The following is a 26,801-nucleotide window of genomic DNA, read 5'->3' as shown; positions in this document are numbered from 1 at the left end:
AGCCGGAAGCCACGAAAGAGATCCTCTTACACTCTTTCTCTAGGCTTCTTTTTGTTTTGAATAAAGGAGACAGGAACGTCATACAGTGGTATGACATATGAGTAGCGCTGAACAGGCTGGTGCGGGATGCGAAATGTGCAGTAGGGCATTTCGTCAAAATCGGTATAGTCGCGTCAATTTTTATACAAGTCGATCTTAGACGGCGGGGCTATGAAGGAGGACGTAAGAAGTGGGCTTTTTCGGATCTAAGGAAACTACCCATGAGTCACGATCATCCAGCATGTCTTACGCGTTGCGGTGGAAGAAAGAAAACAAGCGTCAAATTGTTGTGGCAGGGATTGTTACCATCGCACTGCTTGTCGGCGTAACTACCTGGTTCTATGGCCAGGCTGACAAGAACATTTACTTGGTTGCGGATGGTAAGACACCATCTCCAGGCACATCGGTATCAAAGCCTGATCAAGGGCTGGAACAGCAAGCATTGAACCCAAATTCGGGGGATAAGGGTACGGCAGACTTGGGTGGTATGCTCCCTGAGGGAGATCAGTACATTCTGGGCCGTATAGTTCCGGTTAAGGTTACGGCGGACGGAGTCACTAACAAACATCTGACAACGTCAGAGACGGTTAAGGACGCTATTACGAACTTAGGCGTTAAAGTATCGGGTGATGACAAAGTATATCCATCCCTGGATACTCCAGTCAGCTCGGATCTGCACATTCGGGTCGTGCGCGTGGATAAACGTACAACGAAGAAAGCGGAGAGCATCCCTTATACCTTCGTCAAAACGTCGGACCCCTCTCTAGAGAAGGGAAAAACCAAACTGCTGAGCAAAGGCCAAACTGGCGTTGTGGTGCATCACATTGAGAAGGTGTACCAGGATGGCAAGCTGGTAACGAAGCGGTTGGTTAGTAAGTCCGTAGAAAGACAGCCATCTGCAAAAGTATTGGCGGTAGGCACCAAACCTAAAACTCAAGTACTTGCAGCTAGCATTGACCGCTCATCTAAATCTGTGAGCATCAGCCAGAATAACAGTGTCAAAAAGGGCGGCGTGCAGTTCAAATATAAAAAGTTGCTGAAGAATGTATCCCTGACCGCTTACTCTGCGGAAGAGAGCGGGATCGGTACGAATACTGCATCGGGAGCCCGGGTTAAGGAAGGTAGAACGATCGCAGTAGACACCGATGTGATCCCAATGGGCTGGTGGGTGTATATTGAGGGTGTCGGCTTCCGTAAAGCGGAGGATACAGGAGGCGCAATCAAAGGCAATAAGATTGATGTGTATTATGACAGTTTGAAAGCAGCTAACAATTTCGGGCGGAAAAAAGGCCGCACAGTTTATGTAATTGGACCGGTTAAGCCCGAACTGAACTAGTTAGCCTGGCTTAGGCATCGTTTACTTTAATCCATGAATAAGATACTATTACACATAGTAAATATGTGCATGCTAAGGAGAGGAGAATTCCTCTTCTTTTTGTTATGAATAGAACTTATACCGCTGGCCGCTAGCCGTATCTAATCTTTATATCGGTAAGGCAGTGCAGAGATTATAGATACTGGAGTGTTCCTGTTTATGGTAATCGGGCAGGGGATTGTTTTAAGATACAGACACGCACGAAGAAAGGATGGCGTCCATGATTAAGGAGGTCATTGTGGTTGAAGGACGGGATGATACCGTGGCGATTAAAAGAGCGGTGGAGGCGGATACGATTGAAACGGGCGGCTCCGCCATTGGCCCGGCTGTGATTCGTAAAATTAAGCTGGCCCAGGAGCGCCGGGGGGTTATCATTCTAACGGACCCGGATCATGCGGGAGAACGCATTCGCAAGATTGTAGCCGCCAAGGTTCCCGGCTGCAAGCATGCCTTCCTGACGGAGGCGGCGGCAACGCATAAGGGTGATATCGGGGTGGAGAATGCTTCGCCCCAGGATATTCGGGAGGCCCTATCCAGGGTGCGGAGCGAATACAGCGGCGAAGAGATTCTGATCAGCTTCGAGGATTTGATCGAAGCGGGTTTAATCGTCCATCCGCATGCGGCTGAGCGACGCCGCTTTATGGGGGAGCAGTTGGGCATCGGATACTGCAACGGCAAGCAGTTCTTCAAACGTCTGCGTGTGTTCCATATCAGCCGTGAGGAGTTCGCCGCAGCCCTTCAACAATTAGAGAGCAAAGGAGATTAATCCATGAGCAGGATCGAAGATATATCGACGCCCAAAAGAACGAAGGAGATCATACAGCGGCACGGCTTCTCCTTCAAGAAAAGCCTGGGCCAGAACTTTCTGATCGATCAGAATATTCTGGGCAAAATTGTCGGTGCGGCTGAACTAGATGAAACGAAGGGGGCCCTTGAGATCGGTCCTGGAATAGGCGCACTGACCCAGAAGCTGGCTGAAACGGCAGGCAAAGTGACAGCTGTAGAGATCGATCAGCGCCTTATTCCTATCCTGGAAGAGGTACTTGAGCCATACGGTCATGTACGGGTCATCCATGGGGATGTGCTGAAGTTGGACCTCCGTGAGGTGATTGAGCGGGAGTATGCTGATCAGACCGGTGTCAGCGTCGTCGCTAATCTCCCTTACTATGTGACGACACCTATTATTATGAAGCTGCTCGAAGAGCACCTGCCTCTGGAGAATATTGTGGTTATGATTCAGAAGGAGGTGGCAGAGCGTATGGCCGCCTCACCGGGGGGCAAGGAGTACGGGAGCCTGAGCATTGCGGTCCAGTACTACTGTGAGCCTGAACTGGTCTGCACCGTTCCGCATACGGTATTTATTCCCCAGCCGAATGTCGACTCGGCGGTTATCCGCCTGAAGGTTCGTCAGGAAGCTCCGGTAAAGGTGGAGGATGAGGCATTCTTTTTTACCGTGGTACAAGCTTCATTCGCCCAGCGGAGAAAAACGATCTCCAATAACCTGAAGACGCGCTTCTTCGCAAGTGAAGGCCGTGAGGAGCTGGAGAGGCTGCTTGGGGAGGCCCAGATTCTGCCGTCGCGGCGGGCTGAGACGTTAAGCCTTGAAGAATTCGCACGCCTCAGCAATGTTCTGAAGCAGGCAGGACTGAAATAGAAATTGAATGCGCCGTAAAGGCTGACAGAAGGAACCAAAGCCCAGGTTCGCCCATACGATGAGTCTAGAGGTGATGGACTTGACGAATTTGGGAGACCTGGTGGTACGTAAATCTTACGGGGGAGATGTCACCTTCCGTGTGGAATCTTTGACACGTGGCAGCGCGGTTATTAAAGGAACTGAATTCCGCCTGCTCGCGGATGCCCCTATTGCGGACCTGGTAAAGGTGGATCGCCCCGCTCAATCGGAGAAATCAAAGCGGGCGAGAATTAAAGCGACGGAGTCCCTGCAGCGGCTGCAGCAGGATAGAAAAGTGCTTGAGGAACGAAACCAGGCCGAACTGATGCAGGAGCTGCATTCGTACTCGGTAGGGGGACCCGCATACTTTGAGGTGCCGGGGAAGGTGCTGCATTTGGATGGCGATCCAGCCTACTTGAGAAAGAGCTTGGACCTGTATGAGAGGCTGAGGGTGCCAGCGGATGGTTACTACGTTCAGGAGGCAGCTATGGCGGATGCCCTACGGCAGCTGCTTCCAAGAGTACGTCCGGATATTGTGGTGATAACGGGACATGACGGCGTGCTCAAGAGCATGATTCATCATGATCTCTACAGCTTGAACAGCTACAAGAACTCCCGCAACTTTGTTGAGGCGATTCAGGTGGCCCGCCAGTATGAGCGCGACTTCGATGCGCTAACGATTGTGGCTGGGGCCTGCCAGTCCCACTTCGAGGCGCTGCTGCAGGCTGGGGCGAACTTTGCAAGCTCGCCGGCCCGGATCTTAATCCATGCGCTGGACCCGGTGTATATTGCCGCCAAGGCTTCATTCACGCCGATCCGCAGCACGATTCATATTACCGATGTGCTGAACCATACCATCAGTGGTATTCAAGGTGTAGGAGGAATCGAGACAAGGGGGAGCTACCGCATCGGCCTGCCCCGGTTCCGGGATCTCTCCAAGCTGAATGTGGTCCCATCGGCCAATTGATCGACAAAAGCTTATATTGCTTAGACAATCTGTAGGTCCCTGGTATGGGGCCTTTTTTGTTGTATCGCCATGATCATCCTGAGCAAACTAAGTCTCAGTAAACCTAAAACCAAAGGGGAATGGGGCCTTGGTTACAGAACCACTTTCAATGTCCAGAGGAAGAAATCATCAGTATCTATAGGCCTCAGAAAAAAATCATTGACAATGCTTTTTTACCCCTGATATAATTATTTATTTTGACTTGACAAAGAGTCTTGTTAGCGTTATAATGGACAAGAAAGAGGTGGTCATAGGTAATGGCGAAAAATGCGCTGTCGGAAATTAAGAACAATCTCGAAGCTCATGTTGGACAGAAGATTCTGCTGCGTGCGAATGGTGGTCGCCGTAAGACCGTTGAACGCACGGGTGTTCTAGAGGAGACCTATCCCTCTGTCTTTATTGTCAAGCTTGATGAAGAGCAGCAGACCTTCAAGCGTGTATCCTACAGTTATGCCGATATACTGACCGAATCCGTTGAAGTAACGATCTGTGATGACAACACGGATAGCGAGATGAGGATTTCGTATATTAAACCTTGAACCTTAAGTCTTTAACATTTAACAGCAGTCTTGACCTCGGTCTGGCTGCTTTTATTCATTTACAGGGTCTGTAAGGAATATGGATGTGCTTCCCGTGCATGAGGTTCTTGACGCTGCGCATACTAACAGCGTTCCTACTTATCGATCCAAAAGGAGGGTCTCTCATGTCGCGCAGAAGACGCAGTGTCATGTCCGAAGATCTGAAGGTGGAGCTTGCGAAAGACCTGGGCTTTTATGATACCGTCCAAAAAGAAGGATGGGGCGGAATTAAGGCCAAGGACGCGGGCAATATGATAAAAAGGGCCATTCAGCTCGCGGAGCAGTCGGCATCCCGCAATTCCTAAACTTCTTTAAGGCTCCTCCAGTGATGGAGGGGCCTTTGACGTATCTGTATCAAAATAAGACTTCATTAGAACTTTTTGTTATAATAAACAAAATAAAAGCGTTATTCAGTTGAATGCAGCTTACAGATGGAAACTTAAGAGTAGGTGACGCCTTTGAAAATATACGAAAAAGCACCGGCCAAAATTAATTTAATGCTCGATGTATTACATAAACGGCCAGACGGCTATCATGAAGTGGAAATGGTCATGACCATGGTCGATTTGGCGGATCGGCTTGAAATGAAGGAGCTGCCGCGTGATACCATTATCATATCCAGCCAGGTGGGCTATATCCCGCTGGATGAGAAGAACCTGGCCTTTCAGGCAGCCAGGCTGATTAAAGAGCGGTATCAGGTATCCAAGGGCGTGTATATTCACCTGGATAAGAAAATTCCTGTGGCTGCCGGTCTCGCCGGGGGCAGCAGTGACGCCGCAGCGACTTTGCGGGGACTTAACCGGCTGTGGAATCTTGGAATTCCCCTGGAGGAGCTGCAGGAGCTCGGAGCGGAGCTGGGCTCAGATGTCCCCTTCTGTGTCAAAGGGGGCACAGCCTTGGCAACAGGGCGGGGAGAGATTCTCACCCCGCTTCCGAATCCCCCGCAGTGCTGGGTCATTCTGGCGAAGCTGCCTATCAATGTGTCTACCGCAGAGGTGTACGGCCGCTTCCGCAGCGACAAAGTGGTGCGCCACCCTTCCGCACAACGGATGCAGACCGCAATTGAGAGAGGGTCCTTCTCTGCGGTCTGCAGCGAGCTCGGTAATGTGCTCGAGGATGTGACTTTGCAGATGCATCCGGAGGTGGCTCAGCTCAGAGACACGATGCTCCGTCTGGGTACAGACGGGGTACTTATGTCCGGCAGCGGGCCAACGGTGTTCGGTCTCGTGTCGAAGGAATCGAAGGTAGCCCGGATCTATAACGGGCTGCGCGGGTTCTGCAAAGAAGTATACGCGGTGCGCCTGCTGACATAAGGAAGACCGCCAGACATTTACGCTTGGACAAACACGTACAAAAGTGGTATATTTTCATTAAAATATTCGGATTTTATATAGAAAGAGCCAAAGGGCATATGCTTGCCCGGGGTTCTTTGTCTATTTAGCGAGGGGTCTTTCGTGAAAAAATTAAAAAGAAGCGCCAGATTGGTGGAAATGACCCAATATCTGCTGCTCCGCCCGCATCACCTGATTCCACTTACCACCTTTGCCGAACGTTATGGGGCTGCTAAATCCTCCATCAGTGAGGATTTGTCAATCATCAAGGAGGTATTTGAAGAGGAAGGAATGGGCGACCTGCTGACCCTGGCCGGTGCGGCTGGCGGGGTGAAGTTTATTCCTAAAGTTGGGGAAGCGCACGCGCGGGAATTTATTGATCAATTGTGTGCGATGCTGTCCGACCAGAGCCGGATACTGCCAGGCGGATACTTGTATATGTCAGATTTATTGGGACTTCCGAATTTAATGAATGAAGCCGGCAAGCTTTTTGCAACCGTATTCGCGAATCAGAATATCGATGTAATCATGACGGTGGAGACCAAGGGTATCCCGCTGGCCTACGCCACGGGAGCGCAGCTTAATCTGCCTGTTGTGCTCGTCCGGCGGGATCATCAGGTGACTGAAGGTTCAGCGGTAAGCATTAACTATGTCTCTGGCTCTCATAAGAGCCTGCATACGATGACCTTGTCACGCCGAGCGCTTAAGGAGAACTCCCGCGTGCTCATAGTTGATGACTTCATGAAGGCGGGAGGCACTATACAGGGCATGGTGGATCTGCTGGCTGAATTTAACGCCACAGTCGCCGGAGTTGGTGTGCTCGTAGAGTCAGGTGAAGTGGAATCCGAACAGCGTCTGCTGCACGATTATGTGTCTTTGGCCACACTCGCCGCAGTGGACCCCAAGGAGAAGGAAATTGTGGTTCAGCCCGGTAATTATTTCAGCAGGTTGAAAGCCCTATGACCTGTGGATAACCTTACAAATCTTATCGGATTTAGACGAATCCAGTCGAAAACCTTCTTAAATAAAAAAAATTCCTAAATTTAGGCCTTTTTGTTCGTAAAAAAAGAGGATTTCCGTTTGCAATGTGGAATATTACACCAAGTCTCTGATGGAAAAAGGTGGTGAACACATATGCAAATTACGGATGTAAGACTTCGCCGTGTAAGCTCAGAGGGCAGAATGAAGGCAATCGCATCCATTACCATCGACAACGAGTTTGTTGTTCATGACATTCGCGTCATCGACGGAAACAATGGAATGTTTGTTGCTATGCCAAGCAAGCGTACGCCTGACGGTGAATTCCGGGACATCGCTCATCCGATTTCTTCCGGTACCCGCGAGAAGATCCAAGCTGCCGTTCTGGCCGAGTACGATCGCGCAGCGGTTGAGGAAGAAGTTATCGTTGAAGGGGCTTAAGTTTCAATCTGTATAGGAGTTATGTCTTAACTTATTGGGGTTCAAGAAAAGAGAGCCATGTACTTGGCTCTCTTTTCTTTTTGCGCAGAATAAGATATATTCAGTAATGAGTTCAAGAGAGGGAGGCCGGGGCCTTGAAAAGATTAGCAATTGTTCTTGCTGCAGGACAGGGAAAACGCATGAAGTCGAAACTTTATAAAGTGCTGCACCCCGTATGCGGCAAACCGATGGTCGGACATGTTCTTGACACCGTGAAAAAAGTCAATTGTGAACGCAGTATCGTGGTCGTAGGTCATGGTGCTGAAGCCGTCCAGTCTTATCTTGGAACATCAGCTGAATATGTACTCCAGGAGCAGCAGCTGGGTACAGGCCATGCCGTGAAGATGGCCAAAGATCTGCTGGGTAATGAAGAGGGAGTGACTATCGTCATCTGTGGCGATACACCGCTTGTGACCTCAGAGACATTGGAAGAGCTGATGAAGCTTCATCAAAGCAAAGGCGCAGCCGCTACGATTCTTTCGGCAGTAATGGACAACCCTACGGGATATGGACGTATTATCCGCGGGGAAGATGGAGCCGTAACTCAGATCGTGGAACAAAAGGACTGTACGCCAGAGCAGGATGCGGTAAAGGAAATTAACACAGGCACTTATTGTTTTGATAATGCAAAATTGTTTGCGGCCTTGGATAAGGTAACAAATCAGAACGCGCAGCAGGAATATTATTTAACGGATGTTATTGGGATTCTGGTCGGGGAAGGCGAGGTTGTTAGCGCTTTCGTAACCGACGATATATCTGAATCGATCGGTGTTAATGACCGTGTCGCCCTATCCGAAGCGGAAAGATATATGCGTCAGCGTATCATCAAGAAGCATATGCTGAACGGAGTTACCATCATTGATCCAAGTTCAACTTACATCGGGGCAGATGCGGTTATTGGTTCAGACACTGTGATTTATCCGGGAACTATGATTTCAGGAAATACAATAATCGGAGAACAATGTGAAATAGGACCTTCTACAGAGATTACAGACAGCCGTCTGCTGGATGGGGTTACTGTTAAACATTCCGTACTCCATCAGGCGGAAGCCGGCAATGGAACAACCGTCGGGCCTTTCGCTTATTTGCGTCCGGGAACAAAACTTGGCCAGAAGGTCAAGGTCGGCGATTTTGTGGAAATCAAGAACGCTTCACTGGATGACGGCTCTAAAGTATCTCACCTGAGTTACATTGGTGATGCCAAAGTCGGGAAGAATGTAAATATCGGCTGTGGCGCGATTACGGTCAATTATGATGGATATAATAAGTCAATTACCGAAATTGAGGATGATGCCTTCATCGGTAGTAACGTCAACCTGATTGCACCGGTTAAGGTGGGTAAAGGCGCTTATGTCGTGGCAGGCTCCACGATCACCCATTCGGTATCTGATAATGACCTCGCGATTGCAAGGCAGCGGCAGGAGAATAAATCCGGTTATGCGGAGAAAATCCGGGCCCGCGCCCAAGCGAAAAAGCAAAGAGAGCAGGATTAAGCGGCTCTTAACCATACTCATACGGAATGAACAGGAGACGGCGCTGCGGGAGGTTCCTGCGCAGTCCACCTTTAGGAGCCTCCCTAAGATCATTCGCTCTACTTAAGCAAATAATGCGTCCGTTTAGTTCAATCCGTATGGATTGAACTAAAGTCTGGTCATGAATATGTTCTTTAGTTCAATCAATTCAGCACGGAGGGTTTTAATTTTATGACTTATTGTGATTCCAAACTAAAGATTTTCACCTGTAACTCCAATCCTAAGCTTGCCCACCAAATTGCGGACTACATCGGCATTCCGATGGGGGATTCGGAGACAACAAGCTTTAGTGACGGAGAAATTCAAGTGAAGCTGTCGGAAAGTGTCCGCGGCTCCCATGTGTACGTGGTCCAATCCACATGCGGACCGGTCAATGATAACCTGATGGAGCTGCTGGTTATGGTTGATGCGCTTAAACGGGCTTCCGCTAAGAGCATCAACGTGGTTATCCCTTACTACGGATATGCCCGGCAGGACCGTAAAGCCCGTTCCCGTGACCCGATTACGGCCAAGCTGGTAGCCAATCTGATTGAGAAAGCGGGCGCTCACCGCGTGATTACGATGGACCTTCATGCCATGCAGATTCAAGGTTTCTTCGATATCCCGGTTGATCATATGCTGGGCGTACCTATTCTGGCCCAGTATTTCCGGTCCAAACAGATTGAGAACCCGGTCGTTGTGTCTCCGGACCACGGCGGGGTGGTCAGAGCGCGCAAGCTGGCTGACTTCTTGAATGCACCACTCGCAATCATCGACAAACGCCGTCCTGAGCCGAACGTTAGTGAGGTCATGAATATTATCGGGAATATTGAAGGCAAGACCGCTATTCTTGTCGATGATATTATTGATACGGCGGGAACTATTGTACTTGGCGCCAACGCCCTCAAGGAAGGCGGCGTGAAGGAAGTATATGCCTGCTGCACCCACCCGGTTCTCTCTGGACCGGCCATGGAACGGCTGGAGAACTCTCCGCTGAAGGAAGTCATTGTAACGGATACGATTCCGATTACGCATCCTAACCCAACTAGCAAGCTTAAGGTTCTATCTGTAGCTCCGCTTATGGGGGAAGCGATTATCCGGGTTCATGAGGAATTATCGATCAGTAAGTTGTTTGAAATTGAGTAAAGTGTAGACTTGAATAGTGTGGAATGAGCCGGCAGCTTGACCGGTAATCATGCAGAGGGGTTACCTTTCCCATTCAGGAGAGGTAACCCCTATCGGCGTATGCATGGTGGATACGGGGGGAATCCCCGGTGGGCCAGTTAGTAACCGGGCCGGGAAATGAAAATGTAGGACTTTCTCCTGTACAACGTGTCACCCACCAAGACGGCATGTTTATCGTAGTCCTTGATCCAGCCTATATCCACATGGATGCCCTGGCGGTAGATCTGAACCGGAATGGCATGCTCTAAATGGTCTTGGAAGTGGGAGTCCTGAGTAAGTTCTGAGCCAAAAGCATGCAAGGGTGTCTCACCTTCTAACAATGAAATGGTTAGTGGCTGTTAGTGGATATGGATATTAGTGATAGTGACTCATGACATTTATTTTAATCAAAAATCAGCCAAATGAGAACGATTACTTTTAGCAAACCGCTCAAATCTTTTATTTTATATAGGAAAAGGGGATTTACAGGTTATGAAATGGATTGTGGGGCTCGGGAACCCGGGTTCAAACTATGAAAAGACCAGGCATAACATAGGGTTCATGGCGTTGGACGCTCTGGCCTCAAGGCACGGAATATCCATTAAGAACAGCAAGTGCAAGGCGCTGATTGGAGAAGGGAATATTCAGGGAACGAAGGTTGCTCTGATCAAACCCATGACCTATATGAATCTCTCAGGAGAATCCGTTCGTGCTTTTATGGATTATTACAAGGCGCCTTTGGAAGACCTGATTGTAGTCTATGACGATCTGGACACAGAGATCGGCCGCAACCGTCTTCGCTATCAAGGCAGTGCGGGGGGGCATAACGGGATTAAATCAATTATCCAGCATACGGGAACCCAGGTGTTCAACCGGATTCGGATGGGGATATCCCGCCCGCAGCCAGGGTTTCCCATTGTGGACTACGTGCTCTCCCCCTTTCCCAAGAAAGAGGCGGAGCTGCTTAAGCAGTCCATCGAAGAAGCGGCGGATGCGATTGAATTTGCGCTGACCCACACGTTTGAACAAACCATGGCGAAGTTTAACAAGTAAATATAGGCTCTAGGGCGGCACAAGAGGCTAAACTTGCGCGGTCCGGGACATACTGAAGGTATAATTCACCTTCTGGAGGCATAACTATGGCAGTAAACTATGTATGCCGGCATTGCCGGACGTTTGTGGGACGAATCGACTCTGCTCATGTGTCCGAATCGAGGCTGGGCTTCGATTTCTTGACCCCTGATGAGCGTAGAGATATAATAGCCTATGATTCTAATGGGGAAATGACCGTCAGAATTACCTGTGATTATTGCAGGCAAGCATTAGAGAATCATCCGGAGTTAACGCTTCTCTCAAGTCCGCTTCAATAAGCGGAAAGTAATTTCGGTGGTTCTACCGAAGACGTATTGTAGAGCCTTGGCACGAATGCTGAGGCTTATTTCTGGTTATTTTAGGGCTTTGCTGCCTTTAGGCGGCAAAGTTCAGTAAGCATAAGAGAGGTGCAACTCTTGTTACAAGCACTTATTGAAGCATTTTCAAAAGAACCTGATTTCGAATCACTAAGTTCCGGGGTCAACGCAGGTATGAAGGAACAGCTGATCTCCGGCTTGTCGGGTTCCTCCAGACAGGTAATGCTGGCAGCTCTGCATGAACAGATTCAGCGTCCACTCCTGGTGGTGACCCACAATATGTTCTCGGCGCAGAAGATTGCCGAGGATCTTCAGGAGGCACTGTCGCCTGAGCGGGTTCTTCTCTATCCTGCAAATGAGCTCGTGGCTGCTGAATCAGCGGTATCCAGCCCCGAGACGCTGGCTCAAAGAATAGAAGTACTGCTTAGCTGCTCGCAGGGTTTCCGCGGGATTGTTGTCGTACCCTTTTCCGGGGTTCGCAGATATGTACCGATTCCCGAGGTGCTCGCTAACGCCGAGCTTAAAATTGATCTGGGAGGCACGCTTCAGCTGGATGAATTCCTGACCCGGATGATAGAACTCGGTTACGAGCGTGTCCAGCGTGTGGAGAACCGGGGGGAGATGAGTGTTCGCGGGGGGATTATTGATATTTATCCGCTAACCTCGAAGCTTGCCTACCGGATTGAGCTGTTTGATGAGGATATCGACTCCATTCGCACTTTTGATCCGGTGGATCAGCGCTCTGTCGATCAGGTTAAGAGTGTGTCCATCCCTCCCTGTAAGGAGCTTATAGCGTCCGCAGACCGACTGGACAAGGCCGCAGAACTATTGAACGCCAAGTTGGAAGAGCAGCTGGAGAAGATGACGGACCGTCAGGCCAAGGCGAAGCTCCGGGAGGAAATATCCCGTGAGATTGAGCTGCTGCGCGAGCATGTAAATTTCTCAGAAATCTATAAATATATTTCTCTTATTTATCCGGAGAATCAAACCTTGTATGACTATATGCCAAAGGATACTCTCCTGATTATGGACGAACCGTCCCGTCTTCTGGAGACAGGCAAGCAGCTTGAGCGTGACGAGGCGGAGTGGAACCTTCATTTGGTACAGAACGGGAAGAGTCTGCCGGTTCTGCCCTTGTCCACTGAAAGCGATAAGGTGATCTATGAACGCCCGTTCCAGACCTTGTTCTTATCCCTATTTCTCCGCCAGGTGCCGCATATCCAGCCTCAGAACATTCTGAATTTCACCAGCCGGGCTATGCAGGACTTCCACGGGCAGATGAATGTGCTCAAATCGGAGATGGAACGCTGGAAGAAGAGTGGGGCCCGGGTACTGATGCTGGCCAGCAATGAGGAGCGGATCGAGCGCATGCGCCGGGTTCTGCAGGACTACAGCATTGAAGAACCGACCATTCTTCAAGGCAACCTGCAGACCGGATTCGAACTCCCGGCTATCCACCTTGTGGTTATTACGGAAGGGGAGATGTTCTCCCAGAAGCAGCGTAAGGCGCGCAAGGTTGGGCGCAGCATGGATAATGCGGAGCGCATCAAAAGTTATACCGAGCTGAAGATTGGGGATTACGTTGTTCATCAGAACCACGGAATCGGCAAATATATTGGCATCGGCACCCTGGAAGTGGGCGGTATCCATAAGGACTACATGCACATTCTGTACGCCGGGGGCGACAAGCTGTCTGTGCCAATTGACCAGATTGACCTGATCCAGAAATATGTGGGTTCAGAAGATAAAGAGCCGAAGGTTTATAAGCTGGGCGGAAACGAATGGACGAGGGTTAAAAACAAGGTCCGCTCCTCCGTTCAGGATATTGCGGACGAACTGATTAAGCTGTATGCGGATCGGCAGGCTTCCCCGGGTTACGGCTTCGAGAAGGACACACCCGAACAGCAGGAATTCGAAGCCATGTTCCCATATGATGAGACCCGTGACCAGATCCGGGCGATTGAAGAAATTAAGAAGGACATGGAGCGGAATCGTCCGATGGACCGTCTGCTCTGCGGCGATGTGGGCTACGGGAAGACCGAGGTGGCGATCCGGGCCGCATTCAAATGTGCGATTGAAGGCAAGCAGGTCGCTGTGCTGGTGCCGACGACCATTTTGGCTCAGCAGCACTATGAGACTTTCCGCGAGCGGTTCTCAGGCTACCCGATTAACATTCAGGTGCTCAGCCGGTTCCGCAGCCGGAAAGAACAGAATGAGACGACCAAAGGCATCCGCCAAGGAACCGTGGATATTGTCATTGGAACCCACCGCCTGTTATCCCAGGATCTCGTGTTCAAGGATCTGGGTCTGCTTATTGTGGACGAAGAACAGCGCTTTGGGGTGACCCATAAAGAGAAGCTGAAGCGGCTGAAGGTCAATGTCGATGTTCTTACCCTGACGGCAACTCCAATTCCGCGGACACTCCATATGTCCATGCTGGGCGTACGGGATCTGTCGGTTATCGAGACACCGCCGGAGAACCGGTTCCCTGTTCAGACTTATGTGGTTGAACACAGCCAGGCACTGGTCCGCGAGGCGATTGAACGTGAATTGGCACGCGGGGGACAGGTTTACTACCTGTACAACCGGGTTCAGGGCATACAGGAGATGGCTGCGCAAATTTCCATGCTTGTTCCGGGTGCCAAGGTTGGCATAGGCCATGGACAAATGTCCGAGCAGGAGCTGGAGAAGACGATTCTTGACTTCCTGGATGGGGAATACGATGTTCTGGTGAGTACGAGTATAATCGAGACAGGCGTGGACATTCCGAATGTAAACACCCTTATCGTGCATGATGCGGACAAGATGGGTCTATCCCAGCTGTACCAGCTGCGCGGACGCGTAGGCCGCTCCAACCGCATTGCTTACGCCTACTTCACCTATCAGCGTGACAAGTCGTTGACAGAGGTGGCTGAGAAGCGGCTGCAATCGATCAAGGAGTTCACAGAGCTTGGATCAGGCTTCAAGATCGCTATGCGTGACTTATCCATCCGTGGAGCGGGGAATCTGCTTGGGGCTGAGCAGCACGGATTTATCGCTTCTGTCGGCTTTGACCTGTACTCGCAGATGCTGGCTGAGGAGATTCAGAAGCGCAAGGTGACGATGCTTGGAGAGGAAGCACCGGAGGATACGCATTTTAATACGGTGATTGATTTGAGTATTGATGCCTATTTACCACCAGAATATATTTATGATAGTATTCAAAAAATTGAAATCTATAAAAAAGCAGCAGCCGTTTCTTCCCTGGAAGAGGTATCAGAGCTGGCTGACGAGCTGCTGGACCGATTCGGGGAACCGCCGGAGGCGGTAGAGAATCTCCTGGCAGCAGCCCGGCTGAAAATTTATGCCAAGCAATATGGAATCGAGTCGATTACAAGGCGCGGGGACGAGGTTCTGCTCAAGTTCTATGAGGGCCAGGAGAAGGCCGTTATTCCTGCAAAATTAGCCGAGGTTGGAAATCAGTACGGAAGACGTGTACAATTTAACCAAGGAACGGCAATTCAAATCCAGATTAAAATTAAAGGTTTGAGTGACAAGGAGATGATGGACCTGCTTGAGCAGATCATGGAATCCCTTAAAGGCGCATTCAAATCGAAGGGAGAACTACAAGATGCTGCGAAGTAACAGCCGATCATGGAAAACACTGCTGGTAGCTTTAATAGCAGTACTAACCTTTTCCATACTGGCAGGGTGCACGAAGAAGTCCGATGAGACAGGGGCGGGCAATACGAAAACTACCAGTGAGACGAAGAAAGATACAAGTAAAGTTGTTGCCACCTATGAGGGCGGTGAGATTACAGCAAATGAATTTGACTTGGAGCAGCGCATTATGCTGCTGATGTCTCCAGAGATGGAACAGCTTGCTCAAATGGACGAGTTCCGGGATTACCTCATCAAGCAGGAGATTGCTTATGCTTATTTAAGCGGCAAAGCGGATGACAAGTCCAAGCAGGAAGGTGAGAAGAAGGCGACGGATCAGCTTGCCCAGATGAAGAAACAGTTGGGGAACGAGCAGTTCAAGAAAATGCTCGACAGCAAGAAAGTATCCGAAGCAGATTTCAAAGCCTACATGGTCAAAGTCTTCACTGTGATTCAAAGCGAGACGTCTAAAGTAACCGAAGACGAAGTGAAAAAGGAATTTGAGGCCAAGAAGGGTGACTTCACGGTAGCTTCTGTGCGTCATATCCTGATCGGATTCACCGATGCGAAGGGCAAGGAACGCAAGAAAGAGGATGCGCTTAAGCTGGCCAAGGAAATTAAAGCCAAGATTGATAAGGGTGCTGACTTCGCCCAGATGGCCAAGCAGTATACTGAGGATGAACCTTCAAAAGCTGATGGTGGACTTTATAAAGACAAAGAAGTATCCGAATGGGTTCCACAATTCAAGGAGAAAGCTCAGACTTTGCCATTGAATAAAGTGAGTGATCCGGTGGAGACCGACTATGGCTATCACATCATGCGTGTGGAAGCCCGCACCGAGAAAACTTACACAGATCTGACCCAGGCTCAGAAAGATTCCTTGAAATCCAATGTAGCTGCGTCCAAATTGGATGAGTTCATGCAGAACGGCCTGAACAAGATCATCAAGAAGATCGATCTTCCCAAGGTCGAGACCAAAACCGGCACGAAGACCGATTCCTCCAAGAGCGGTACAACCACTCCGGACGACAAGTCTAAGCAAGGTGGAACTGGAACTGGGGAAGGAACCTCCGGCACAGGTAAATAAAAGAAGCCAGGTTGGCATGAGAGGCAGCGCGGAAGCTCGCGCTGCTTTTTGTCCCCATGATGGTGCGAAAGTGAAACGATAAGGTTAATGTATAAGGAAATGGGAGCAGCCTAATACTATGGTCAAGAACAAATAATATGGATTGAACCCATCTCCATTTATAAAAATGCATCAGTAGTTCAATTAACTTCTTTAGAAAGCGGGGCAACATGTGAAATGAAAGCTACTGGAATTGTACGTCGTATTGATGATTTGGGCCGAGTGGTTATACCTAAGGAGATCCGCCGCACATTGCGTATTCGGGAAGGAGATCCGCTCGAGATTTTTGTTGATCGTGACGGTGAGGTTATCCTGAAGAAGTATTCCCCGATTGGGGAGCTTGGCGACTTTGCCAAGGAATACGCCGAATCGTTGTATGAGAGTACAGGCCATATCACCCTGATCTCGGATCGGGACACCATCATTGCTGTAGCAGGGGCTTCCAAGAAAGAGTATTTGGATAAGCAGGTCAGCAATCTGCTGGAGAACTGCATGGATAACCGTAAAATCATTATTGAAGCGAATACCGGGACCTATGAACTTATTAAAGATCATGCGGAAACGATTTCGACTTTCGTCATTGCACCTATTATTGCGGGCGGTGACCCGATCGGTTCAGTTACCTTGGTAAATAAGGATGAATCGGTTAAGATGTCCCAACTTGAGTCCAAAATGGCCGAGACCGCTGCCGGTTTTCTTGGCAAGCAAATGGAGCAGTAAGCTTAAAGTGCAAAAAACTCCCCACGCCCTAACCTGCTTGCAAAGTAAGCGGGTTAAGGATCAGACCCCATTCTTTAAATATCAGGGGTCTTGTTCCAAGGCAGAGGGAGTTTTTTTGCGTGTTCATTTCCCCTTACGGCAAGATGAGATTATAATGGATAAAGCTGTTATTAGGAAAATGAATGAAGGTAACAAAAGGCCTGGTTCATGGTAAAGTGGGGAAATGCATGAAAGAGACTTCCGCAGCCGGCAGGCTGCTTAAGGGAGCGGCACTGCTTGCGGCCGCTGCGCTGTTGACCAAGCTGCTTGGCACACTACAAAAGATTCCCCTGCAGAATATTGGGGGAGACGGGGTATTCGGTATCTACAACACGGTGTACCCGTTCTATACATTGCTGTTAACCCTTGCGACCGTGGGATTTCCGACCGCGGTCTCCAAATTTGTGGCCGAGCGCGAAGCTGCAGGCAACCGTGCTGGCTCAGCCGAGGTTCTGAGGCTGTCGGCGGTGGTCATGCTGAGCCTCGGCCTAGCCGGAGGCTTAGCGATGTATCTGGGGGCGCCGCTGCTCGCGGGCGCCATCGGCAACCAGCAGCTCGTGCCCGCACTGCGGAGCGCTGCGCCGGCACTGTTCTTCGTGCCGGCCTCGGCGGCCCTTCGCGGTTATTTCCAAGGGCTGCAGGATATGCTGCCCACAGCCGTATCTCAGGTTGTGGAGCAGGCTATCCGCGTAGCGGTGATGATTGTGCTGCTGCTGACCTTTACCGCATCCGGCGCTCCTGACAGCACGGTCGCATCGGGAGCGATGATTGGCTCGGCAGCAGGCGGCTGCGCAGGGCTGCTCGTGATGCTCCTGTTCTGGAGCAGGCACCGCCGGAGCGAACAAGGTATCAGGTTGCTTGAGCCTGACCGGGATCGACTCAAGCGGCGGCTGAAGGATGACCCTGCGGCGGGGCAGAACGGAACCGCAGCGGGAGAAGGGTCTGCTGCTGTTATAAGCGGACCAGCGGGGGGCGGAACTACCGCTGTTCCTGCTGTTGGCCCGCAGCTGGATCAGGGGGCGGGTCATGGCAGGCTGCTGAGGCAGCTGCTTGCCTATGCGATACCTATCTGTCTAGCGGCTCTGGCTGTGCCCCTGATCAGTCTGGTGGATACGTTCACCCTTCCGCGTTTGCTTCGTCAGGGAGGATGGGACGAGACGGGGGCTATGGTGCAGGTGGGCGTTTACAACCGGGGAATTCCTCTGGTGCAGCTTGTCACGATGCTGGCGACCTCCTTGTCGGTGCTGTTCATCCCTGCACTGGCCGAACTTAAATACCGGGGGGATCAGGAGCAGATCCGGCACCAGACCCGGCTTGCGCTGCGGTGGTTCTGGCTGATCGGCCTGGCCGCCTCGGCAGGGCTTGCCGCTTTGGCTGAGCCGATTAACATCATGCTCTACAAGGATACGTCCGGCACGGCGGCGATGCAGTGGATTGCCCTGACGGCGGCACCGAGCACGATGGTCACCATCACCGCCGCGCTGCTCCAGGGGCTTGGCTCGGTCCGCGCTCCAGCCCTGTATCTGACAGGGGCTGCGCTGCTCAAGACCGTGCTCAACCTGCTGCTGGTGCCGCAGCTTGGCATCACCGGGGCCGCCGCTGCTGGCGTGGCGGCCTACAGCCTCGCTGCCGCGCTCAGCCTCGCACGGCTGCGCAAGGCCACCGCGCTGCGGCTGCGCCCCGCAGACGCGCTTGGCAAGCCAGCGCTGCTGATCGCTGCGCTGGTGCTGCCGGTGCTCGCGCTGCGCCTGCTCGCGGATGCAGCCGGCTTGGGGCCGGGACGCGCTGCTGCGGCCGCCGAGAGTCTGCTCGGCGTCTTCCTGGGCGCGGCCATCTTCGCGGCCGGCGTGCTGCGGCTGCGCCTGATGACAGGGCGTGACATTGCCGCCCTGCCGAAAGTGGGGCCGAAGCTGGCTTCGCTCCTTCAGCGCCTTCGCCTGCTGCCCCGGGAATGAAGGGCAGGCAATCTGCAAGGGCCGGTGGACATGGGGACAGGCAGCTTGGTGGTGCTGTGGATTTGAATATAAGCAAAGAGGCCGAGTGATTCTGAAGAAGCGGAGCGTCCGCCTTTGTCTCCGAAATGCCCCTACTTGGATATCTGGTTCAAGCATTTCGAAGACAACAGCGGTCGTAAGAACACTCGACATCGCAGCGCCCTAAAGGGTACGTTCATAAATTCATTTTATATAAGGAACCTATCTCCAATACAAGTCTTCAGAAATAATCGATATCTTTTTACGCTGCGTCGGTTGCTTGGGGAAGGGGTTCGGCCCCATGAAGTAACATATTCCGTTCGCGTTATTTAACTACCGGTTGTTATGGTAAATGACAATCAGGTATACAATGAAGTTTATATATCCGTTTAAGTCGGGTCTAAAGGGAGCGTGAGAAGAATGAGTGCTTCGATTACAGTTATGGGTCTGGGATCGGGTGATCCGGATAGACTGACTGTGGGACATTTGAGAAGGCTTCAGCAGGCGGGACATAGGTATGTCCGCACTAAGGACCATCCGGTGGTCGGCTGGCTTGAGGAAACTGGGGTTACCTTTACGTCCTTCGATGAGGTCTATGAATCCAAGGATGATTTTCCATCGGTATATGAGGAAATTGCGGAACGGTTGATTCATGCAGCCAAGGAGCTGCCGGGAGGCACAGAGATGATCTACGCGGTTCCCGGGCACCCCATGGTGGCTGAGTCGACCGTTAAGCTGCTGCGTGAGCGCTGCGGCAAGGAGGGAATCGGCCTTGAGATTGCCGGAGGCGAGAGCTTTCTGGATGAAGCATTTGCCCGCCTGGGGTTTGATCCGATCGAGGGCTTTCAGCTGCTGGACGCTTCGGAGTTGTCCGCATCCTTGGTCGAGCCGCGTGTACATACCTTGATAGGCCAGGTTTATGATGTGTTTACCGCTTCTGATGTAAAGCTTAGTCTGATGGAGATTTATCCGGACGATTATCCGGTTACGGTCGGACATGCTCTTGGTGTGGACGGCCAGGAGAAGATTCTTCAGGTTCCTCTTCATGAGCTTGACCGTGTAGAGGGCTACGGAAATTTGTCGCTGATCTATATCCCCAGAGATGACAGCGAGAGTCTCCGCCAGCGCAGCTTCGAGCGGCTGCATGAGATTGTAGCCATTCTTCGGAGCCCGGAGGGCTGTCCTTGGGACCGTGAGCAGACACATCAGTCTATCCGCAAGAATCTGATTGAAGAGACCTATGAAGTGATTGAGACGATTGACGAGGACGATCCGGACCATATGCAGGAAGAGCTGGGCGACCTGCTGCTGCAGATCATGCTGCATTCTCAAATGGAGGAAGAAACGGGAATGTTCACGGTCTATGATGTCATCGGCAACCTGAATGAGAAGCTGATCTTCCGTCATCCGCATGTATTTGGTGAGATGTCCGCAGAGGATGCCGAGCAGGCGCTGAACAATTGGGAGGGCATGAAGGCGGAGGAGAAGCGGAAGAAGGGCATTGCGCCTGAGGAGCAGTCCGCACTTAGCGGTGTTCCCCGGGATCTGCCTGCTCTTATGAAGGCCTACAAACTGCAGAAGAAGGCTTCCAAGGTTGGCTTTGACTGGGATTCTGTCGAAGGAGCGTTTGGTAAGATCGATGAGGAGCTGGCAGAATTGAAGCAGGCCGTAAGGGAAGGCCATGAGCCATCGGATCAGATGCTTGAGCTTGGGGATGTGCTGTTCACGGTGGTGAACGCTGCCCGGTTTATCGGGGCGGACCCTGAAGAGGCGCTCAGTCTGGTCAACCGCAAGTTCACCAGGCGCTTTCAGTATGTGGAGCAGAAGCTGAAGGAAGCGGGCAAGACCTTTAAAGACAGCAGTCTTGAGGAGATGGACCATTGGTGGGATGAGGCCAAAGGTTTGGAGCATGCAGGCAAAGACAGGAAGAAATAGGAGAAACCACCGCTATTCCAAGGGTTTTTTTGAGAAAACAAAGATTTTCGCGGATTCAAGCAGGATTTTGTCCTTTAAGCAAGAATAACCTAAAGACAACTCGCGGCCCTCTTGTTGGCTAACTCAGCCTTGTTGTACGGGGACTCCCCGTATACCGCCGCAATATACTCTATTTTTCTGAATATTGGGAGGCTTTAATTTATGAACAAGACAGACCTGATCAACAACATTTCGAGCAAAAGCGGTTTGACTAAAAGAGATGTAGAAGTGGTGCTTAACGGATTTCTTGGCGAAATCACCGACGCTCTTTCCAGCGGAGACAAAGTTCAATTGATCGGTTTTGGCACATTTGAGACCCGCAAGCGCTCCGGCCGTACTGGCCGCAACCCGCAAACCGGCAAAACGATCGAAATTCCAGAATCCAATGTTCCTGCATTCAAAGCAGGCAACAAGCTTAAAGAAGCTGTAAAATAATGCGACTTGATAAATTCCTGAAGGTCTCCAGGCTGATTAAACGGCGCACCGTAGCAAAAGACGTCTCGGAACAAGGCAGAGTGCTGATTAACGGCCGGGAAGCCAAACCGAGCAGTTCCGTCAAAGTGGGCGATGAGATCACCGTTCAATTTGGACAAAAGCTGGTGACGGTTAAGGTGGAACGGCTTGCCGAGAATACCCGTAAGGAAGAAGCATCAAGCCTATATACGCTTGTGAAGGAAGAGCCGATTGCCAAGGACCAGGGATTGGACTGGACCTGAAGCCCTTCTTCCTCACCGGAGGCTGCGCCCGGCAGATGATCTGCACGGGTGCAGCTTTTTTAGTTTTTTGACAATGGATCAGATGAACTGGTTCTAATGCTTGTATTCCCTCCATAAGATGAATACTGTAAAGGGAGGGGTACATGCCATGAGCGACCAAGGAAGAGGTAAGCTGCAGGATGTGCACATGCATAACCGCAAGCTGCTTGAGATTTCAGGCGTGAACAACGTGGAGAGCTTTGACAGCGAGGAGTTCCTGCTGCAGACGGAGCTTGGACATCTGACCATCAAGGGGCAGAATCTGCATATCAAGAATCTGAACTTGGAACAGGGGCTGGTGGCTATTGAAGGCCTGGTGAATTCCCTGTCCTACTTAAACCCCGGATCACAGCCCAAAACCAAAGGCTTTATCGGGAAGCTGTTTAAATGAATCTGCATGTGCAGTGGGTGACCCTTTTGTGGATGCTTGTCTCCGGGGGAATCATGGGGGTTGCCTTTGACAGTTACCGTGTGGTGTCCGGCCAGCTGCGCTTTCCCAGGTGGAGTGTTCATGCGCTCGACCTGATTTACTGGGCAGCCGCTTCGGTGTTTGTATTCCGGATGCTCTATCTCAGTAATCAAGGTCAGCTCCGGTTCTATGTATTTTTAGGTTTATTCCTAGGAATTTGGATTTATTTTTTATTCTTAAGTGTTATAACCGAGCGTTTTGTGGTAATGTTAATGGTGGTAACCAGACGGATTTATGCTATTGTGGTGCGGTTATTTCAGTTGCTTATTTTGGCACCTATCCGCATCCTGTGGAAAGGCATCAAACTTGTATTCGGTTTTGCCTGGGTTGTTCTTTTGTTTCTGGGAAGAATCACCCTCCTGCCGATATGGAGAATCCTAAGGTGGATGTTCATGCCTCTCTTAAGACGCCTACATATTCCTGAAGTGGCCTCCAAGCTTAAAGCAAGGGCGATAGGGCTCTGGAACCGGTGGTTTACCAAGAATTAATGGTTTTGGAGGTGGAGAAGATGCGTGTAGTATCCGGGAACGCGAATAAGAATAGCAGACCTACAGCTGGCAAGATCTCAGGCGCCCGCAGGCGGTTCAGACTTTGGCTTGCATTTGTCGTTGTTTTTACGGGGTGGGCGGCGTATACTTTTTTCTCACAAGCTGGCCAGATCAGTTCCAACTCACGTGAACTCTCCCAGAAGATGAACTCCAAAGCCAAGAGTGAGCAAGATCTCAAGAGACTTGAATTTGAAATAGAACGTCTGAAGGATCCCGAGTATATCACCCAAATGGCTATGAAGAAGTATGGGCTTTACAAACAGGGAGAAGTGCCGGTTCATGTGCCGGCCACCGAGGACGAGAATAGATAAACGCATATAGGATATACGTCTGTTGACCTTGTTTGAGTCATTCGGTATAATCAAATCACCGCAGCCAAGAGCTTGAGATCTTGGTGACATTTTTAAGGGAGGATCATTTTATTTTATGGCAATAGAAGTGGGCACCAAGTTAGAAGGCAAGGTGACGGGCATCACGCACTTTGGAGCATTTGTGGATCTATCAGGAGGTGTCACCGGTCTCGTACACATCTCGGAAATCGCCGATAATTACGTCAAGGATGTTAACGATCATCTGAAGATCAACGATGTTGTAACCGTTAAGGTTATTAACGTTGATAAAGACGGCAAGATCGGGCTTTCGATCAAGCAGACGGTAGATAAGCCTGTGGAAGCACCAAGACCTCCACGTGCGCCTAGACCGGATCGTCCAAGTGGCGGCGGTAGAGACGGAGATCGCCCTGGCGGTGGTGGCGGAGGCGGCTTCAACCGGGATCGCGGAGGACGCTCTTTCAAACCTCCAGTGGGCAAAACTTCTTTTGAAGATAAAATGTCACGCTTCCTCAAAGATAGTGAAGAACGGATCTCGTCGCTGAAGAAGAACACCGAAGGCAAACGCGGTGGACGCGGCGCAAAACGTATGTAATTACAGCATCAACTTTTGAATACAACAAACCGTAAGCTTCGGCTTACGGTTTTTTTGTCGCCTTCTCCCTACTGAATTTTTTTAACGACAACATCCGTTGGTTTTCCGTCAATCTCAGGGTAAAAAAGCTAAGAACGCGGGGCGAACAAGCCTTGAAATTATGGCAGCGGAAGGGCGAACATAGATACGGTCAGTTGGTGAAAAGGCAAGAGGGAGCAAGGGCCAGACAGGCAGGCGGCAGTCCTCTCAATTTGTCGGAAATTTCTTTGAGGCATACCCGGCTTTCTGACAAACTTTCCACATAGGCCCTCCTATAATGGGACATACCTCACTATACAGGTTGAGCTAAAGACAGGCGAAGCAAAAGACTTTACGATTACGGGCAGGTCTGGCGTTCATCTCTTTAGTTCAATCTGTATACAAAAATCCAGAATAGGTGGTGCCATGATGGAGAAATGGAATGTGATTGCTTTTCCGGGACTGAAGAAGGCGAAGGAGCAACAACAGGATGGGACGAAGTGGTGGCTGAAGTGGAGGGAGACCCCTGCGGCTATGAGGACAAGCCGGTTCGTTGCAGCCAACAAATGGGCTTTTCTGCTGACCCTTATGGGCTTCCTGCTCGGTAAGGCCACGATCTTAAATGAACTTTCCCCGTTCGCGGTTGCCTACTTTGCAGTGATTGCGTTCATGCGGCGTGATCTGCTGCTGCCGGTATTCGCATCCGTTGTCGCTGGCGTGCTGTTCGCCCCGCATCACCATTTCCTTGCCATTGTGTGGGAGATGATCATGGTCTATCTGATGCAAAAGGGGCTTGAGTCCTTCGAGAAGGCAGAAATATCTTATGCACCTCTGATGGTATTCACCTCAGCCTTTTTCGTTAACCTGTTCGTGGCACTTATTGGTCCGTCACTTTCCTGGTATACCGTAACCATGACCGTTCTGGATTCGGTGCTCAGCTTCGTGCTCACCCTTGTCTTTCTGCAGGCGGTTCCTATATTTACATATCGTAAGAAGAATTACAGCCTTCGGAATGAGGAGATCCTCTGCCTGATCATCCTGCTTGCTTCCGTCATGACGGGTGCGGTAGGCTGGCAGATTAACGGCTTGTCCTTGGAGCATATCTTGTCCAGATATTTGATTCTCCTATTTGCTCTAGTGGGGGGTGCGCCCCTAGGTGCCTCGGTAGGCGTGATCACCGGATTAATTCTAAGCCTCGCCGACATGTCGGCCATCTATCAGATGAGCCTGCTAGCGTTCTCGGGGATGCTGGCCGGCATGCTGCGTGAAGGGCGGAAATGGTCCGTAGGGCTCGGCATGCTCCTCGGTTCATCTATTCTGTCCATTTACCTGACCGGTCCAGGGGAGGTGATGGCCTCCACCTGGGAGACTTGTGCGGCGGTGGTGTTATTCATGCTGACGCCGAAGACTGTTATCGGATTCATCGCCAAATATGTGCCGGGGACCAAGGATTACACCGAGTCCCAGCATGAATATGCGAAGCGGATCCGGGATATTACCGCTGAGCGGGTGACCCAATTCTCACACGTGTTCAAGCAGCTGTCACGCAGCTTCGGCCAGGTATCCAGCGCCGGGGAAATTACCCGGCGGGGTGAGGAAATGGACCACTTTATGAATGCGGTCACCGAGGGGGCCTGCGGAACCTGCTTCCGCAAGAATCACTGCTGGGACGGCAATTTCTATCAGACCTATAAATATATGACCGAAATGATGACTTCTATAGAAGAGAATCCGGAGGTGAAGCATGAAGAGCTGCCTGCCAGATGGGGCAAGGTATGCAAGAAGACGGATTTGGTCCTTAATATTATGAAGCGGGAATACGAGCTCTATCAGAATGATATGCACTGGAAGCGGCAAATATACGACAGTCGGCAGCTGGTTGCAGAGCAGCTATCTGGAGTATCCCAGGTCATGGAGGATTTGGCTAAAGAGATCAAGCGGGAGAGCCAGACTTTATACCGCCAAGAGGAGCAAATCCGGGAGGCATTGGAGATCATGGGTCTGTCTATTCACAGCGTGGATATTATCTGCCTTGATCACGGTAATGTGGAGATCGAAATCGTTCATGCCTATACCCGTGGATACGATGAGTGCCGCAAAATCATCGCTCCGCTGCTGTCAGACATTCTGGATGAGCACATCGCGGTCATGAATGAATCGGTTCCTGCAGGACGCGAGGGCTTGGCGAATGTCACCTTTGGCTCAGCCAAAACCTATGAAATTTCTACGGGTGTAGCCGGTACTGCCAAAGGAGGGGACATGCTGTCTGGAGACAGCTTCAGTGCCGCCGAGCTCGGCAACGGAACTTATGCCGTGGCTTTGAGCGATGGAATGGGCAACGGGGAGCGGGCAAGGCTGGAGAGCAGCACGGCGCTGAACATACTGGAGCAGCTGCTGCAGTCCGGCATGGATGAGACTTTGGCGATTAAATCCGTGAACTCCGTGCTGATGTTAAGATCTCCTGATGAAATCTATGCAACTGTAGATATGGCCCTGATCGACGAGCATTCGGCCCGAACCACGTTTATGAAGATCGGGTCCTCCCCAAGCTTTATCCGCAGAGGGAACGAGGTGATCCCGGTATCGGCAAGTAATCTGCCGATTGGTATTATCCAGGATATTGAAGTGGATCTGGTTACGATGCAGCTGCTGCCCGGTGATATTCTCATTATGATGACTGACGGCATTTATGATGCTCCGGGATATGCGGTAAATAAGGAACTTTGGATCAAAAGGCTGATTCAGGAAGTGGACAGCGATGATCCGCAGACAATCGCAGACTGTCTGCTTGAAGCGGTAATTCGTTACCAGGGCAACCAGATTAATGATGATATGACCGTTGCTGTTGCCAAGGTGGATCACCGCAGACCGGAGTGGTCTACACTGCGGATTCCGGGGGTCGATCGGCTGGAACGGCCGCGGACCGTGAGCTAAGGCAAGCTAAGGACAAGTGGATTGCCCGGGAAATGGCTAGATTGCATGAGACATATCGCAGCGCCCCGAATAGGGTAACTTTCATAAGTTCATTTTATATAGCTGAATTCTTGAAAACTCTCTCTCAGGTTTGAAACTT

The 26,801-nt window shown here is 50.9% G+C and carries 26 protein-coding genes; all 26 read left to right on the top strand.

Annotated features, from left to right (window positions below; all coding sequences use genetic code 11):
* Window positions 1-229 precede the first annotated feature (229 nt).
* The 26 genes from KJS63_RS25675 (at window position 230) to spoIIE (ending at window position 26,662) form a co-directional block, all read left to right on the top strand.
* On the top strand, window positions 230-1,375 hold the full coding sequence (locus KJS63_RS25675; protein ID WP_213621613.1) for a resuscitation-promoting factor: 1,146 nt from the start codon (window positions 230-232) through the stop codon (window positions 1,373-1,375).
* A gap of 259 nt (window positions 1,376-1,634) precedes the next feature.
* Complete coding sequence (rnmV, locus tag KJS63_RS25670) at window positions 1,635-2,180, top strand: ribonuclease M5 (RefSeq protein ID WP_213621612.1); 546 nt, start codon at window positions 1,635-1,637, stop codon at window positions 2,178-2,180.
* Between the two features lie 3 nt (window positions 2,181-2,183).
* Window positions 2,184-3,068, top strand: a complete 885-nt coding sequence (gene rsmA / locus KJS63_RS25665) for a 16S rRNA (adenine(1518)-N(6)/adenine(1519)-N(6))-dimethyltransferase RsmA (protein WP_280520855.1) — start codon at window positions 2,184-2,186, stop codon at window positions 3,066-3,068.
* 58 nt (window positions 3,069-3,126) lie between these two features.
* Entirely contained in the window at window positions 3,127-4,053 is a 927-nt protein-coding gene (gene yabG, locus KJS63_RS25660) for a sporulation peptidase YabG (protein WP_244862773.1), read from the top strand.
* 296 nt (window positions 4,054-4,349) lie between these two features.
* Window positions 4,350-4,631 carry a biofilm formation stimulator Veg gene (veg, locus tag KJS63_RS25655; protein WP_068621698.1) on the top strand — a complete coding sequence of 94 codons (282 nt, stop codon included), beginning with the start codon at window positions 4,350-4,352 and terminating at the stop codon, window positions 4,629-4,631.
* 164 nt (window positions 4,632-4,795) lie between these two features.
* A complete protein-coding gene (locus tag KJS63_RS25650) occupies window positions 4,796-4,975 on the top strand; it encodes a small, acid-soluble spore protein, alpha/beta type (RefSeq protein ID WP_068621700.1) in 180 nt (59 codons plus the stop codon).
* A gap of 153 nt (window positions 4,976-5,128) precedes the next feature.
* A complete protein-coding gene (ispE, locus tag KJS63_RS25645) occupies window positions 5,129-5,983 on the top strand; it encodes a 4-(cytidine 5'-diphospho)-2-C-methyl-D-erythritol kinase (protein ID WP_068621702.1) in 855 nt (284 codons plus the stop codon).
* A gap of 141 nt (window positions 5,984-6,124) precedes the next feature.
* Complete coding sequence (gene purR, locus KJS63_RS25640; RefSeq protein ID WP_213621611.1) at window positions 6,125-6,964, top strand: pur operon repressor; 840 nt, start codon at window positions 6,125-6,127, stop codon at window positions 6,962-6,964.
* Between the two features lie 171 nt (window positions 6,965-7,135).
* Window positions 7,136-7,420 (top strand): septation regulator SpoVG, encoded by a 285-nt coding sequence (spoVG, locus tag KJS63_RS25635; RefSeq protein WP_068621707.1) that lies wholly within the window; start codon window positions 7,136-7,138, stop codon window positions 7,418-7,420.
* A gap of 134 nt (window positions 7,421-7,554) precedes the next feature.
* Window positions 7,555-8,952 carry a bifunctional UDP-N-acetylglucosamine diphosphorylase/glucosamine-1-phosphate N-acetyltransferase GlmU gene (gene glmU / locus KJS63_RS25630; RefSeq protein ID WP_068621709.1) on the top strand — a complete coding sequence of 466 codons (1,398 nt, stop codon included), beginning with the start codon at window positions 7,555-7,557 and terminating at the stop codon, window positions 8,950-8,952.
* A gap of 210 nt (window positions 8,953-9,162) precedes the next feature.
* Window positions 9,163-10,116, top strand: coding sequence for a ribose-phosphate diphosphokinase (locus KJS63_RS25625; RefSeq protein WP_068621711.1), 954 nt, complete (start codon window positions 9,163-9,165; stop codon window positions 10,114-10,116).
* A gap of 128 nt (window positions 10,117-10,244) precedes the next feature.
* A complete protein-coding gene (locus tag KJS63_RS25620) occupies window positions 10,245-10,403 on the top strand; it encodes a hypothetical protein (protein WP_157692518.1) in 159 nt (52 codons plus the stop codon).
* A 223-nt stretch (window positions 10,404-10,626) separates the two neighbouring features.
* The gene (pth, locus tag KJS63_RS25615) at window positions 10,627-11,187 is read left to right on the top strand and encodes an aminoacyl-tRNA hydrolase (protein WP_213621610.1); all 561 of its coding nucleotides are present in this window, start codon (window positions 10,627-10,629) and stop codon (window positions 11,185-11,187) included.
* Between the two features lie 86 nt (window positions 11,188-11,273).
* On the top strand, window positions 11,274-11,504 hold the full coding sequence (fin, locus tag KJS63_RS25610; RefSeq protein WP_082927057.1) for an anti-sigma-F factor Fin: 231 nt from the start codon (window positions 11,274-11,276) through the stop codon (window positions 11,502-11,504).
* Between the two features lie 138 nt (window positions 11,505-11,642).
* Entirely contained in the window at window positions 11,643-15,167 is a 3,525-nt protein-coding gene (mfd, locus tag KJS63_RS25605; RefSeq protein ID WP_213621609.1) for a transcription-repair coupling factor, read from the top strand.
* On the top strand, window positions 15,154-16,269 hold the full coding sequence (locus KJS63_RS25600; protein WP_213621608.1) for a peptidylprolyl isomerase: 1,116 nt from the start codon (window positions 15,154-15,156) through the stop codon (window positions 16,267-16,269). Before mfd ends, KJS63_RS25600 begins: the two co-directional genes overlap by 14 nt.
* A gap of 216 nt (window positions 16,270-16,485) precedes the next feature.
* Window positions 16,486-17,028, top strand: coding sequence for a stage V sporulation protein T (gene spoVT / locus KJS63_RS25595; RefSeq protein WP_068621721.1), 543 nt, complete (start codon window positions 16,486-16,488; stop codon window positions 17,026-17,028).
* A gap of 227 nt (window positions 17,029-17,255) precedes the next feature.
* On the top strand, window positions 17,256-19,022 hold the full coding sequence (locus tag KJS63_RS25590) for a putative polysaccharide biosynthesis protein (protein ID WP_213621623.1): 1,767 nt from the start codon (window positions 17,256-17,258) through the stop codon (window positions 19,020-19,022).
* A gap of 438 nt (window positions 19,023-19,460) precedes the next feature.
* Window positions 19,461-20,975, top strand: coding sequence for a bifunctional methyltransferase/pyrophosphohydrolase YabN (gene yabN / locus KJS63_RS25585; RefSeq protein ID WP_213621607.1), 1,515 nt, complete (start codon window positions 19,461-19,463; stop codon window positions 20,973-20,975).
* A 201-nt stretch (window positions 20,976-21,176) separates the two neighbouring features.
* On the top strand, window positions 21,177-21,449 hold the full coding sequence (locus tag KJS63_RS25580) for an HU family DNA-binding protein (protein ID WP_068621727.1): 273 nt from the start codon (window positions 21,177-21,179) through the stop codon (window positions 21,447-21,449).
* Entirely contained in the window at window positions 21,449-21,730 is a 282-nt protein-coding gene (locus KJS63_RS25575) for an RNA-binding S4 domain-containing protein (protein ID WP_213621606.1), read from the top strand. Before KJS63_RS25580 ends, KJS63_RS25575 begins: the two co-directional genes overlap by 1 nt.
* Window positions 21,731-21,878: 148 nt before the next feature.
* Window positions 21,879-22,160, top strand: coding sequence for a sporulation protein YabP (gene yabP / locus KJS63_RS25570; protein WP_068621731.1), 282 nt, complete (start codon window positions 21,879-21,881; stop codon window positions 22,158-22,160).
* Window positions 22,157-22,726: a spore cortex biosynthesis protein YabQ gene (yabQ, locus tag KJS63_RS25565; protein WP_213621605.1), complete on the top strand. Its 570-nt coding sequence runs from the start codon at window positions 22,157-22,159 to the stop codon at window positions 22,724-22,726. Before yabP ends, yabQ begins: the two co-directional genes overlap by 4 nt.
* Window positions 22,727-22,746: 20 nt before the next feature.
* Window positions 22,747-23,097, top strand: a complete 351-nt coding sequence (locus tag KJS63_RS25560; RefSeq protein ID WP_213621604.1) for an FtsB family cell division protein — start codon at window positions 22,747-22,749, stop codon at window positions 23,095-23,097.
* A gap of 115 nt (window positions 23,098-23,212) precedes the next feature.
* The gene (locus KJS63_RS25555) at window positions 23,213-23,710 is read left to right on the top strand and encodes a S1 domain-containing RNA-binding protein (protein WP_068621737.1); all 498 of its coding nucleotides are present in this window, start codon (window positions 23,213-23,215) and stop codon (window positions 23,708-23,710) included.
* A 444-nt stretch (window positions 23,711-24,154) separates the two neighbouring features.
* Window positions 24,155-26,662, top strand: a complete 2,508-nt coding sequence (gene spoIIE, locus KJS63_RS25550; protein ID WP_213621603.1) for a stage II sporulation protein E — start codon at window positions 24,155-24,157, stop codon at window positions 26,660-26,662.
* Window positions 26,663-26,801 lie beyond the last annotated feature (139 nt).

It is taken from the genome of Paenibacillus sp. J22TS3, from assembly GCF_018403205.1.
GTDB lineage: Bacteria > Bacillota > Bacilli > Paenibacillales > Paenibacillaceae > Fontibacillus > Fontibacillus tuaregi.
Note: the sequence above shows the minus strand (reverse complement) of the source record. Positions and strands in the feature narration are given on the sequence as shown.

Excerpts from the sequence above, each read along its gene's own strand:
- rnmV (WP_213621612.1), top strand. The coding sequence starts at position 1,635 with ATGATTAAGGAGGTCATTGTGGTTGAAGGACGGGATGATACCGTGGCG.
- rsmA (WP_280520855.1), top strand. The coding sequence starts at position 2,184 with ATGAGCAGGATCGAAGATATATCGACGCCCAAAAGAACGAAGGAGATC.
- yabG (WP_244862773.1), top strand. The coding sequence starts at position 3,127 with ATGAGTCTAGAGGTGATGGACTTGACGAATTTGGGAGACCTGGTGGTA.
- veg (WP_068621698.1), top strand. The coding sequence starts at position 4,350 with ATGGCGAAAAATGCGCTGTCGGAAATTAAGAACAATCTCGAAGCTCAT.
- KJS63_RS25650 (WP_068621700.1), top strand. The coding sequence starts at position 4,796 with ATGTCGCGCAGAAGACGCAGTGTCATGTCCGAAGATCTGAAGGTGGAG.
- spoVG (WP_068621707.1), top strand. The coding sequence starts at position 7,136 with ATGCAAATTACGGATGTAAGACTTCGCCGTGTAAGCTCAGAGGGCAGA.
- KJS63_RS25625 (WP_068621711.1), top strand. The coding sequence starts at position 9,163 with ATGACTTATTGTGATTCCAAACTAAAGATTTTCACCTGTAACTCCAAT.
- pth (WP_213621610.1), top strand. The coding sequence starts at position 10,627 with ATGAAATGGATTGTGGGGCTCGGGAACCCGGGTTCAAACTATGAAAAG.
- fin (WP_082927057.1), top strand. The coding sequence starts at position 11,274 with ATGGCAGTAAACTATGTATGCCGGCATTGCCGGACGTTTGTGGGACGA.
- KJS63_RS25600 (WP_213621608.1), top strand. The coding sequence starts at position 15,154 with ATGCTGCGAAGTAACAGCCGATCATGGAAAACACTGCTGGTAGCTTTA.
- spoVT (WP_068621721.1), top strand. The coding sequence starts at position 16,486 with ATGAAAGCTACTGGAATTGTACGTCGTATTGATGATTTGGGCCGAGTG.
- KJS63_RS25590 (WP_213621623.1), top strand. The coding sequence starts at position 17,256 with ATGAAAGAGACTTCCGCAGCCGGCAGGCTGCTTAAGGGAGCGGCACTG.
- yabN (WP_213621607.1), top strand. The coding sequence starts at position 19,461 with ATGAGTGCTTCGATTACAGTTATGGGTCTGGGATCGGGTGATCCGGAT.
- KJS63_RS25580 (WP_068621727.1), top strand. The coding sequence starts at position 21,177 with ATGAACAAGACAGACCTGATCAACAACATTTCGAGCAAAAGCGGTTTG.
- KJS63_RS25575 (WP_213621606.1), top strand. The coding sequence starts at position 21,449 with ATGCGACTTGATAAATTCCTGAAGGTCTCCAGGCTGATTAAACGGCGC.
- yabP (WP_068621731.1), top strand. The coding sequence starts at position 21,879 with ATGAGCGACCAAGGAAGAGGTAAGCTGCAGGATGTGCACATGCATAAC.
- yabQ (WP_213621605.1), top strand. The coding sequence starts at position 22,157 with ATGAATCTGCATGTGCAGTGGGTGACCCTTTTGTGGATGCTTGTCTCC.
- KJS63_RS25560 (WP_213621604.1), top strand. The coding sequence starts at position 22,747 with ATGCGTGTAGTATCCGGGAACGCGAATAAGAATAGCAGACCTACAGCT.
- KJS63_RS25555 (WP_068621737.1), top strand. The coding sequence starts at position 23,213 with ATGGCAATAGAAGTGGGCACCAAGTTAGAAGGCAAGGTGACGGGCATC.
- spoIIE (WP_213621603.1), top strand. The coding sequence starts at position 24,155 with ATGATGGAGAAATGGAATGTGATTGCTTTTCCGGGACTGAAGAAGGCG.